8 protein-coding genes are annotated in these 12,297 nt (G+C 40.3%); all 8 read right to left on the bottom strand.

What is annotated here, in order from left to right; translation table 11 throughout:
• Positions 1-76: 76 nt before the first annotated feature.
• Complete coding sequence (locus B3297_RS05740; RefSeq protein WP_070561724.1) at positions 77-925, bottom strand: MbnP family protein; 849 nt, start codon at positions 923-925, stop codon at positions 77-79.
• Between the two features lie 23 nt (positions 926-948).
• Positions 949-2,937, bottom strand: coding sequence for a TonB-dependent receptor plug domain-containing protein (locus B3297_RS05735; RefSeq protein ID WP_070561726.1), 1,989 nt, complete (start codon positions 2,935-2,937; stop codon positions 949-951).
• Between the two features lie 5 nt (positions 2,938-2,942).
• On the bottom strand, positions 2,943-3,848 hold the full coding sequence (locus B3297_RS05730; RefSeq protein ID WP_070561728.1) for a hypothetical protein: 906 nt from the start codon (positions 3,846-3,848) through the stop codon (positions 2,943-2,945).
• Between the two features lie 384 nt (positions 3,849-4,232).
• Positions 4,233-4,610: a hypothetical protein gene (locus tag B3297_RS05725; RefSeq protein WP_075990767.1), complete on the bottom strand. Its 378-nt coding sequence runs from the start codon at positions 4,608-4,610 to the stop codon at positions 4,233-4,235.
• 190 nt (positions 4,611-4,800) lie between these two features.
• Entirely contained in the window at positions 4,801-6,141 is a 1,341-nt protein-coding gene (locus tag B3297_RS05720; RefSeq protein ID WP_070561730.1) for a DUF5125 domain-containing protein, read from the bottom strand.
• A gap of 57 nt (positions 6,142-6,198) precedes the next feature.
• Positions 6,199-7,671, bottom strand: coding sequence for a glycoside hydrolase family 30 protein (locus tag B3297_RS05715; RefSeq protein WP_083295791.1), 1,473 nt, complete (start codon positions 7,669-7,671; stop codon positions 6,199-6,201).
• Positions 7,672-7,749: 78 nt separating this feature from the next.
• Complete coding sequence (locus B3297_RS05710) at positions 7,750-9,267, bottom strand: RagB/SusD family nutrient uptake outer membrane protein (RefSeq protein WP_115046913.1); 1,518 nt, start codon at positions 9,265-9,267, stop codon at positions 7,750-7,752.
• A gap of 11 nt (positions 9,268-9,278) precedes the next feature.
• On the bottom strand, positions 9,279-12,224 hold the full coding sequence (locus B3297_RS05705) for a SusC/RagA family TonB-linked outer membrane protein (RefSeq protein ID WP_286778572.1): 2,946 nt from the start codon (positions 12,222-12,224) through the stop codon (positions 9,279-9,281).
• Between the last annotated feature and the right edge of the window lie 73 nt (positions 12,225-12,297).

The following is a 12,297-nucleotide window of genomic DNA, read 5'->3' as shown; positions in this document are numbered from 1 at the left end:
CGTTCGCTTTTATGCCTAATGTGTTTTCCATAAATGGCTACAATCGCATTCCAGATCATAGCCATTTACATCATATTTAGTTAGAAACACCTTCAACAGTGAACATCCCTGCTGTATCGCTGCTTCCGTTGCCGCCAAGATTATCAACAAACTTCACCATTTCCACTGCTGAATGAATACTAGGTGTAGCATTATTGGCCCCCAAGGTGATGGTATTCGTTTTACCGCTTAGGAGCTTATCGAAATCTGCCCTGATGTTAATCTGTGGTATACTTTTTCCAACAGTAACTATGGAAGGTAAATTCAAGGTAATGTCCCGGTAAGCATCTACGCCCTGTTTATAAGTGGATTCATCGCCGTTTGTACCGTTGACCGTACTCCCTGTGTGAATAGACAACTCTTTATGATCAACACCATAAAAGCCCTCCAATTTCGTAAATCGGTAACCTGTCCCCCATTCCCAATGCATTTTAGTATCATTTGCTCCTGCTGTTGCATAGAAAACTGGGAATCTCAGTTGATCCAGAGTATTTATTTCCTGTTTTACCCCCAAACCGAATTTGATCTGTTTATACTCGCCAACAGGTATATTACTCAGTACATAATTTAAAGTTGCTGCTTTCGCCTGATCAATTACTGTAGCCCCTTTATCCAGGTCATTTACATTATAAGGGATCTCAGACCCGTCGGCTTTAATAAGTCTGATATTGCTAATTACATACTTTAGCTCAGAAAACTGATACAGTTGTCCGCTGGCGGATGTATTTGTCGTGGCAGCTGGGGAATCTGCACTACCCAGCACAATTGTTGTATTTTTAAATGTATTGTTGAAATGTAAGTTAACACTGTTAGCGACGTCTTCACTTTTGCTACAAGAAACCATAACCAAAGAGATCATCAGGAGTTTAATTGCATTGTTTTTCATTTTATTTTTAAGTTCTAAGGTATTTAAAAATTGATTTTTAAGGATGTAAAGATATTCCTACCCATGCGTGGTATATTTCCCCAATCCGCATAGGTACTATAGTATTCATTGAAAAGGTTCTCCGCACCGACCTGAAACGCGGCATTTAATTTCCCAATATTGAAGTTATAATCTGCCGAAACATTCCAAATCTTATAGGATGCAGTTTGGTCCTCTCCGTATTCAGGACTAAAATTGACTTGACTAAAGTCCCCGTTCATTGAAGTTTGCACGCCGATCATTTTGTATCGGTAATGCACTGATGTTTGATAACTTAAGGGACGTATAAAGGGCAGGTTTCCGCCCATATTGTCTTGCCCTCTGGCATAGGTAAGTATAGCTTTCCAATCTAGACCTGGCAAAATTTGATATTGCGCATTGAGTGCCAGATTAAACAGCGTCGCATGATCTAAAGAGGTATAGCCTTTTACGCCTACCGATTGATAGTTCATGGGGCTACCCAAACTCAAAATCCGGCCAATAATGTAGTCTTGTATAAAGAAATAATTGGCCTTGGCCCCAATGCTTAGCTTTCCGGTCTTAAATCCGGCACTGGCATTGGCTTCATAAGAAACTTCATTTTTTAAATTTGGATTTCCGATATAGTCATAACGATCGAAACTGTTATAGATGTAGTAACCATACGCTTCCGAAACAGAAGGAGCACGATGCCCAAACCCTGTTCCTAGAGAAAAGTCAAACTGACCAATATTTAACTGATAGCTAGCATGTAGGCTCGGCAGAATTCTATTTTTCTTCTGTGGAGAACCCGGATGGAAGATCCAGTTGAATTCAACGTATTTCGAATAGTTATAGTTCAAACCCAATGAACCCCCAAAGACAAGTCTACTGATATCAGAAAGATCTAACGAGTTATTAATGGCTACACTCGCGAATCGTGTGGTCACCCATGGCCAGCTATAGGCAAACATGGTCTGTTTGGATCGATCTTGCGGATACATACGCATCTCAGCTATCGATAGATTATCGTAAGCATTTACCTGTATTTCCGAAGAATAACGATCTTTCTGCAGATTAATTTTAGATAAAAGACCGTAGGTCGTACTCCAGCCTGGCATATCCATATGGACCAAATTCTCCGGACGGGTTGTATCATCCATATAGTGCTCAACAGCATTAAAATAAACTTTGGTGTCCCATACTTTTACCAAGCCCTCTTCAAACAACTGTTTGTATGTAGCGGAAGTGATGATCGCTCTGGATAAGGATAGGTCCATTGGTAAAGCTGGAAATCCCACATCTTTTGCCCGATCAAAAATAGCATCCACCCTAACGGCAGAGAGCGGACTTGTTTTATAGGCCAAGCCCAAAGACGCATTGAATTTATTATATTGCGAATGCCGTACTTCATCGTCATTTCCATCATAATAATTTCCAGCCTTCCGGAAGGCAATACTTCCATCTGCCACAAATTTGTCGCTCGAGTAATATAAATTTCCAAGATTGAACGTCTGCTTATTATTGAATTCAAAACCTGTCTGATAGGCTCCGCCAATTTTTTTCTGCAGCCCAAACGAGGTATTCCTTCTTTTTAGATCTATACTGCCCGCGACCGTAGCGCCATGCAGATTACCCTCCTGCCCCGATTTAATATCGATGGCAGCAAGATTATTACTTTCTACATAAGAGGTTATCGGGTCCATTTTATCCGTACATGCTCCAAAGACATGCATCCCGTCGATCGTAATTATCGAACGCTCGCTACTCATATTATTGAGTAGGGGTTCCCAAGCGTAGGCACCACGTTTGATGAAGCTGATATTACTTGCAGAAGCCAAATATTCATCCACGGAGACTGTCATCTTTAGATCGTTTTCGATCCTCCTTTTAGTAGCTGCGGTGACTGTAACCTCCGCTAGACGTCTCGTGGTATCGCGCGTAATAGGATTGTTTTGTCCGTGTACGTTCCATCCCAAAGACAACATAAAGAGCATAACACTTATTTTCTTCATAGCCTCTAAAATAGAATGTCGATGTATAACTCACTTTTACGCCCTTCTACCCCAGGTGTAAAGTCTTTGGGTACCTCAGTTCCTGCTATTACCCTTCCATTTTGGTTGACCAAAATAAAATTCAACGTCCAGTTGCCTGTCATGGTGTAATTGACAACACCTTGGTACAATCCGTTGGCCTGTTGGACCAAGTCCTTATTATTGGGGGAAGAATGGTTACCCATCGAAGGTTCTGGCATACGCGGATCTAACTGCAAGGTGTATCCGTTGACTCTTGTATAAGACAATTGCGCAGTGTCTAATTTATAAATACCTGCGACCAGTTTATTTTCAGCAACATTTGGTTTCCAAGGAGCAATCAAGGCGATTAAATAGTGTTCGCCATCTTTCCCGGTAAAGGTGGTTATATTACGATTTTTATTGGTCTGCGGCATTACAGTTACATGCTGTGCAGCAGAGAAAGTCTGATCGCCAATTTTAAAATCGATTTCCAAACTCCAGTTTGCTGCTGCAGAACTTTCATCTGTAAACACACTGTAACCCGAAAAGTAGCTCCCATCCAACGTATGGTCCATTACGGACTGGTTTGGACAAACAATTTTCATTCCTTGCATATTGGTTTGGATGGGCAGCAATTTGACTGCGGAAACGGCTACAGGTTCATTATTTTGCTGCTTATTGATTTTCACGCGGATATCATTATAACCGCGGTACAATACCCCGCCCGGGGCTTCAATATGAATATTGTACCCTGAAGAAATAAGGCTTGTAACCTCTTTAAACTCCATATTCTCTTCAACAGTATTTCCTCGTTCGGCCTCATAGTCTGTTTTCGCCTTGGTACAGCCGACTACAAGAAGACCTATAATCGCGATATAAAAACCCGCTTTTTTTATAAATAAATCTCTCATCTATAATATTTCATGTATAAGGAAGCTTTCCGATTTACTTCGTGAACTCGCAAGCCCGGTTTAAATAAATCATGCTGGCATCCTATATGACAAATGGATATATTTTTGTAGCGAAATAAAATCATCCTGTTGATTTTAAGTAGATTACTAACCACGATCAACATTATAATGATTCAGAGCCACATCGCAATGTAGTCCAAATAACCATATTGGTTTCTTTGAAATAAATACTGAATAAGTAGTTTAATCGGAAGATTGATTACTTTGACAAGACATCGCTAAACGCATTTTGACAACGCAATTCTAAAGCGATGCTAGCGTTAGCATACACTGTAAATCATCATCAGCGATCGATTACTTATTCAAATAAATTACTAGCTGGATTTAAACCAAAGGGGGATGAAATATTGTAAAGATGGGATTATAGGAATAATCTTCTTTATATACTGGAAGCAGGCGCTCCACAGTGTCTTCATAAAGAGCCGTGTTTTTAAACGTAAAATCTTGCGTATTATTTATAAAAACAACATCAATGATACGTAATTCAAGATTTTTTTGTTCCTTTTCCTCATGTTCGCGCATTTTCTTCATCAAAATACACTGGCCTCGACAGGCAAGCGCATTATCGTTAAAACGATTGATACATTCGTAACGTGCGATATAATCTCGATTCAACTCGAAGACTGTCCATAGCCATACCGTTGAGAAGCTCTGCAGGAGCATCAAGGGTAATAGAATCCATATAAACAGTCTGATTTTCATTCGAATATTTTATTCTCAATAGCAGCTTACATCAGGAAGATTACTTCATTATCTTGTAAACTGGCCAACTCATGATAATCTGTGTGAGTTTGGGCAAATATAACAAATGAATCTTGGAATAAACAAATGCTATTTAAAAGAAAAAGTCCTAGGAAGACTACTACCTAGGACTTATAAGACTCAATTATAATTATTTTGTTGCAATCGTCAAGACAGCTTTCTTATTGCCTGCAGCTAAATCCAATGTAAAAACATAGGTTTTACCGGTCTCTAATACTTTAGCGGTTTTGATGCCAAGATTGCCCGAGTCGCGTCCATTCTTTCCATCCCCCACAAAAACGATATCACTTGTCGTTGTCAGGTCTGTGCCACCAAATTCACCGCCCCATCCTTTTTGATGGAAAAATTTGAAATTGATGTTATCAGAATTTATAGACTCTCCTGCCTTAACAGTTATCTGGTATTTCTTGTTGCCTAGCGGCACCAGACAAAGCGCTTTATCTGTGTTCCAGCCTACCTGATTACTGGATACCTTAGGTTTTCCGATTCCTTCACCAATAATCCAAACCGCCCCACTTCCGTCATCTTGTAATTTTGCTAAATCATTACCTGTCATCGCTTCAACCACAAAATATTTTAAGGTAAAGTCCGCAGTAACGCGATACTTACCGTTCATTCCGTTGAAAGCGATTGATCCGTCAGGAGCTTGTGTAAAATAGTCCGGATCAATCCACCAATTCTTCAGATCTTCTATTCCGTCAATAACCACCTTCTCGCCTTTTACCATATTCAACTCTGCCTTAAAGTGCTCATCATCAAGGCGACTGAATACCGTTCCATTAATGGCATAAGCAATAATAAACGGTGAAGCTTGATAAGTTGAGGTATTAAATGCGATGCTATAGGTTCCAGAAGTTGAATTTGAAAATGGGATTTCAGCCGTAGACCCTAGGTTTATAACATTATTGACCCAACCAAAATTCATCAGATTGCCTTGTGCGCCCACTTTTGGTGCTTGAATATAGCCCTTTACCGAAAATGGAAAATTCTCTTTTGCCGCATATTGATTACGCCCTACCCTTTCCATGCGATAGGACTTAGATGCTGTGACTAAAGTTAAATATGGAAAGTCGGGTCTGCTCAGATTAATATCAAAAGATTGTTCCGTTATTTTTTGGCTAATATTCTGTAAGACAAACTTAAGGGTTGCTTTTCCATCGGGAATATCTTTCAGGAACGGAACATAAATTTTTCCAGTATAATCTCCATTTTGTTTGGTACGAATGACGGTTTCTGTTACCTTGTCGTCTGTAAAATACAATTGTGCTTTAACCGTAGACAGCGCTACTTCACTATCCGACACGTGCAGCTGAAATTCGAGACTGTCCCCAAAGTTTGCGGCTGAAATAGGTGATTTCAATTCGATTTTAGGATCCCCTATTTGATAGGTATATTTTTCATCCTTTTTACAGGAACTGACTGCGGTAATTGCAGCAGTTCCCAATAGTATATTGATGAGATATCTTTTCATTTGTTCATAATTTATGCGCTATCCATGTGATAGCGCTTAAGGTTTATCATCCTCCAATTAATAGGTCCAGCGGTAAGAAACAACCGACTTAGCTGGTACATCATAGCTAAAATGATGTTTACCATCTGCCAAGGTAATTTTACGACTATCGCCCGATTCGTTTAACAGAACAACAGCATAGGTTCCGTCTGTATTTTGGAATGCAGTATAAACCAACCCTTCCGCTGTATATCCAGAAGCGCCAATCCGTGTGGCCCCTGATTTGACCACTGAGGAAAGATGACCAACAATATAATAGTGCGAATTACGTGTTATATTCTTATAATTTGCCTTACTGATATCCACGGCGCCATAACATGTCTGACAGCCACCTTCGCGATTTGGCCCTTTGTCGGTATCAAGCATCAGGTTCCATACAATGACGCCCTTGCTCCAATTGTTGACGGTGCCCAATGCAACTTCACGCATATCCTCCATCAAACGTTTTTCAAGATTGCGTCCATCATTCCATTCCCCAATAGATGTTTCTGTAAATACCAGTTCCTTATCTGGGCGTTGATTATGAATATCGATAAGTTCAGCCTTATCCCCACCATAATTATGGTACGCCGCTCCGGCGAAGAATGAAGCCGCTCCGGCATCGTTATAGATCTTTACAGGGTAATCAGCCTGATCAGCAATGTTATCATAGTTATAATTATGATCAAATGCATAGATCTTTGTTGATAAGTTAGCCGCTTTTAACTGTGGGCCTAGCGCTTGTTTGACAAAAGCTTGTTGCTCTTGCCATGACATATAAAGCGAAGCGGAATTCTTTCTGTTCAATGGTTCATTTTGAACAGTAATCGAATAAATATGAATGCCTTCTTTCTTCATTGCTTGGATCCATTGAACGAAATACCAACCATAGTCCTGATAATACTTTGGATTTAACTGACCACTGGTCCACGAATCAAAGGGCTTTAAATCAGTTAAGTTGTTAACTTTCATCCATTTCGGTGGAGTCCATGGGGAGCCCATGATTTTTATGGATGGATTGATGGCAAGTATTTCTTTCAGCACTGGAATGATATATTGTGTTTCTTCCGACTGTAGTCCAAAATTTTCCTTTCCTTCCTTATCCCAGCAGGTATATTCACTCAAAGAGAAGTCGGAACATCCAATAGCAATACGGATGTAATTCATTCCCATTCCATCTTTATCTGAGAAAGTCTCCGTAAGAAATTTTGTTCGATCTTCCTTACTCATCTTCATCAGATTATAGCAGGTAGACCCTGTAACTGCTGCACCGAAGCCGTCCATTGTCTGAAATTTCTTAGCTGGATCTAGCGTAATTGTATTGGGCGACATGTTAAATTTGGAACTGAAATCAACAAAGCGTTTTCCAAAATCCAAAGACCGACTGCCTGTCGTCGTATAAATGGTAACATCACCACTTTTTTTAATTTCATCACCTTGTGAAGGTATATAGCTGTCACGGTTACAAGATGTTGCCGTCACTAGACAGGACAACAAGAATGTATATATCATAGTTTTTTTATTATTGCGTTTCATCTGTTAATAAATTTTTCGCCATCCATCAAATGAGGATTTCCGTTGTTAAATCAGTTAATACCCCGGATTCTGAACTAGATTAGGATTCTGATCAATTTTTGGTTGCGGAATTGGTAAACGGTAAGAGTTCTTCGTGAAGGGATACACCTGTGCCTTTCTTCCAGCATCTTTAGCATAAACAGCATTCATGACAGATTCCACCTTATCTAAGCGCACGAGATCAAACCATCGTTGTCCTTCGAAGGCCAATTCAAGACGACGTTCTTTCAAATAAGCGTCTAATAAAGCATCCTTATTTGAACGTACGGCAGCGGATATTTTAGGCAATTTAGCACGGGTGCGAATTTTGTCAATAATGTCTGCCGCTCCAGATAGATCTGATCCCTGCTGAATTAATGCTTCCGCTTTTAACAATAAAAGGTCTGCGTAACGAAGCTTGACAATACTATTAAATGCAGAACGTAATTTAAACATGAATGGATAATGGTTTGACGGATAATAGTTGCTCCAAGTAGTGGAATAATAAACAATAGATTGCCCCAAACGAACCTGGTCCCCTTCATTCGTATACGCTTGAATCAAGTCCCGAGATGGGGTTATCCATTTGGCCCATGTGAAGTTATTATCATAATTGGACAAATCCCTTCCAAACATCCAAGTCGCCCAATTACCTCCACCCGAAGTAAACTGTGCTTCCAAAATCGATTCTTTCGTATTCCGCTGTGCAAGATCTGTGTTGCTTGCATTCATTGCATATAGATCTGAGTAATTGGTATTCAGATCAAATCCATCCGCAGCCAATGCGTCAACATATTGGATAACTTTAGCGTAATCGCGAATTGGTTTTTCGGCATAGATCTTTGCCAGCATCGCTCGTGCGACGGATTTGGTAAATAAAGTCTTATTCCCATTATTGTTGGCTGGTGCATCAGCCAATCCGTCCATCAAGTCTTTTTCGATCTGCTTATAGGCTTCTTCTTCTGTGGCTTGTTTTGGAAAATATTGCGGATAAACTTCATTGACATTGTCACCTGTAATATCGGGTGCAATTGTGGTAATGACAGGGATAGATCCGAATATACGGACCATATCAAACATCGCCAATGCTCTGAATAGTTTAGCTTGTGCCTTATACGTTCTAATATCCGTATCGCTCAACGATTTATCAGCAACACTATCAACGTAAATGATCAATCGATTTGCACGTCCAACATCTTCCAGATATCTTCCCCAATCCCGGTCAACAACCGAATTAGACCCTTCAATAGAATTATTTTCAAAAGGTACAACTTCCGCTCCCGTCGTTCCCGCATAGGAATTATCGGCATGGGAATCTCCGATTAGGAGCAGATCGAGATACCAATGTTCCTGCCGATCTTTCATTTGCTGATAAATCCCCGCCAAATAGGTCTCAACCTCAGCTCTATTCTTAAAAACAATCTGCGTTCCTGTCTCGGTCTTCCCTTGACTCACATCCGAATAATCTGAAAGTGGATCACGGTTCAAAGAGCAAGAAAATAAAAACAAAGAGCCGGATAGCAAAGAAAGAGCATTACTTATATATTTTTTCATGATACAGACAATTAAAACTCAATATTAAGACCTAAAACAAATGAACGATTCTGTGGATAGGTACCCCAATCTATACCTTGTATTCTCGAATCGGATCCGCCCGAATATTGGTTTACTTCCGGATCCATACCCGAATACTTAGTCAAGGTAAACAGATTGCTTACAGATAGATAAGGCTGAATTTTATGGATACCAATACGCTTCAGTCTCTCCGGAGAAATGGAATAGCCCAAGGACACATTTTTCATCCGCAAATAACTACCATCTTCAACAAAATAGGTTGAATTCTTCATGTCAAACCCAGCTTTAGGAACATGGGTAATCTGTCCCGGTACCCGCCAACGATCCAATACAACTGTCGTTTGATTTCGACCATCATACATCCCTTCTGTTTCCATACGGCTGGCATTGAAGATGTCGTTTCCATAAGTTCCCTGAATGAATACGCTTAGATCGAAATTTTTCCAGGAGAAACTATTTGTCATACCATACACAAACTTTGGCAGGGGATTGCCGATATACGTACGGTCGCTTGACGAGATCTTGCCATCTCCGTTCAGGTCGCGATACATGAGCTCACCGGTTTCAGGGTTTACGCCATCTGAAATATAACCGAAGAATCCTGCAAGCGATCTTCCGGGCTCATTTTTCACCACAAAATCATTGACATAATCGTTCGTTTTGACATCATAATACACCTGTTGTAAGTCGAGCTGCTGAAGCTTATTTCTGTTGAAAGAGATATTAAAATCTGTGTTCCAAGTCAAGTTACCGGTCAGATTTTTCGAATTTACCGCAAATTCAAAACCATGATTATTCAACCTTCCACCATTTCTTTGGATTGTAGTTGCTTGCTGTCCTGCAGGCAAGCTCGCATTCATTAAAAGATTCTTGGTATCCTTGTTGTAGTAATCGGCGCTGATGCTGAGTCGATTATTCAACATCGTGACATCAAAACCGATACTGGTTGTGCTTGTCGTTTCCCAAGTTAAATCCTTCGCTCTTAAGATTGTTGGTTTATTGATATTTGGTACAGCATTGTCTTTTCCCTCAACAAACCATTGTTGACGTTGGATACCGCTCAATTGCAGGTAAGCATAATCGCCTAATCCGTATTGATTACCTGTCTGTCCCCATCCCCCCCGGATTTTTAAGTCGTTTATCCAGGTTACATCTTTCATAAAATCTTCAGCAGAGATTCTCCAAGCAGCCGATACCGATGGAAAATAGCCCCAGCGTCGTTCTGGACTTAGCTTGGAAGAACCATCGGCACGCATATTTGCGGTCAATAAATACTTGCCATCATAATTGTACATTGCGCGTGCGAAATAGGACATAATCCCCCAATTGGATGCTGTAGATCCTGTTCTATCCCAAGAGATCTTATTTGCAGCATTAAGTGTCTCAATGATTCCATTTGCATAGTTTGAACCATAGATATAGCTTCTGGAGTACTTAGAATCCGTCCATGACGAACCGCCCATTACTTCCAAATTATGCTTTCCGAAGCTCTTCGTGTACGTCAAGAAATTGTCCCACGTTAACACGGTATTTGTATTACGAATATCCGAAGCTTCCCCGAATTGATTTCTTCCCCACGCTGTCGTCCAAGGATCCAAAAAGGTGGTCATCACCCCGGATCTTCGATCTAATGAAAATGAAGTTTTCCATGTTAAGTTAGGCATAAAGGAAATCAATGCACTTCCTGTGGCAACAAGACGGTTTTCGCGGTTATTATTATTTCTTGTCCGGGCTAGGTTTTCCAAAGGACTGGTGATGTTGTTGATCCCATAAAAATTATTATAGAATCGATCTGGATTTGTTGGATCCCATACAGGGGCGTAAGTAGGTGTTGTGATTACAGATGTAACTACTCCACCACGGTTAGAACCCAATCCGGAGGTAATTCCATTATCATTGTTATCGGAATAATTGATATTCGCATTCACCTTTAGCCATTTTCGAACTTGGTTATCAATATTAGCACGAAAATTATATCGTCTAAAAAAGGATCCTTGTAATGTTCCTTTTTCGTTCAAGTACCCTCCACCTAAATAGTAACGAAGCTTCTCATTACCATCCGAGATGGATATTTGATGATTTTGTTGAATACCTGTCTTGTAGGTTTCTTTGAACCAATCCGTTTGATCCAACAATCCCTCCGGCAGATTGATCATACCTATTTCATCCTGTAAGTCTTTGTATTGACTGGTATTTAAAACTTTAACCGTGTTATTGACAACATTGGCCGTCCACTGTGTTCCAAGCGTAATTTTTGCTTCGCCGGCTTTTCCTGATTTTGTCGTAACCAAGATGACACCGTTTGAACCACGCGAGCCGTAGATCGCTGCCGATGAGGCGTCCTTTAGAATTTGAATGTCCGTGATGTCATTGGGAGACAAGAACTTAATATCTTCCACAGGAACTCCATCAACAACATATAAAGGAGTGGTATTACTATTAAAAGACGTTATCCCCCGAATTTGTATCTGAGGTGCTGCACCAGGCTGGCCACTCGGTTGAATAACAGTGACGCCGGCAGCCTTACCTTGAATGGCTTGTCCAAAATTAGTCACAGGTCGCTTTTCAAGGTCTTTCGTGGAAACAGAAGAGATTGCAGTCGTGACATCTTTTCTTTTAACACTACCATAACCGATTACAATGACATCCTCCAGCATATTGGTTGATGAATTCAATTGGACGACCATGGTACTGTTGGCAGGTAATTCTTTGCTGTCGTAGCCAACAAACGTAAATTGGAGTATACTGCCGATGCTAGCAGAAATTTGAAAACGCCCATCTGCATTACTGGAGACTGCATTATTACTTCCTTTTTGTGTAATGGTTACTCCAGAGAGTGGTTTCTGATCTTGAGCATCCAAGATACGTCCACTGACTTGAACTCGGTCTTGGGCAAATACCAAATTCACCAAAGTAAACAAGAAAGCTAGCCCCATTGAAAAGGCAACTTTTCGTGTAAAGTAAATCATATGAAATAAAAAAATTGGTTATTGTTTAATCTTTTGGTTA

The organism is Sphingobacterium sp. UBA3519 (assembly GCF_002377215.1).
Lineage (GTDB): Bacteria > Bacteroidota > Bacteroidia > Sphingobacteriales > Sphingobacteriaceae > Sphingobacterium > Sphingobacterium multivorum.
This window is presented reverse-complemented; position numbering and strand designations above follow the sequence as displayed.

Coding starts and splice junctions, on each gene's coding strand:
- B3297_RS05740 (WP_070561724.1), bottom strand. CDS start 925: ATGAAAAACAATGCAATTAAACTCCTGATGATCTCTTTGGTTATGGTT.
- B3297_RS05735 (WP_070561726.1), bottom strand. CDS start 2,937: ATGAAGAAAATAAGTGTTATGCTCTTTATGTTGTCTTTGGGATGGAAC.
- B3297_RS05730 (WP_070561728.1), bottom strand. CDS start 3,848: ATGAGAGATTTATTTATAAAAAAAGCGGGTTTTTATATCGCGATTATA.
- B3297_RS05725 (WP_075990767.1), bottom strand. CDS start 4,610: ATGAAAATCAGACTGTTTATATGGATTCTATTACCCTTGATGCTCCTG.
- B3297_RS05720 (WP_070561730.1), bottom strand. CDS start 6,141: ATGAAAAGATATCTCATCAATATACTATTGGGAACTGCTGCAATTACC.
- B3297_RS05715 (WP_083295791.1), bottom strand. CDS start 7,671: ATGATATATACATTCTTGTTGTCCTGTCTAGTGACGGCAACATCTTGT.
- B3297_RS05710 (WP_115046913.1), bottom strand. CDS start 9,267: ATGAAAAAATATATAAGTAATGCTCTTTCTTTGCTATCCGGCTCTTTG.
- B3297_RS05705 (WP_286778572.1), bottom strand. CDS start 12,224: ATGGGGCTAGCTTTCTTGTTTACTTTGGTGAATTTGGTATTTGCCCAA.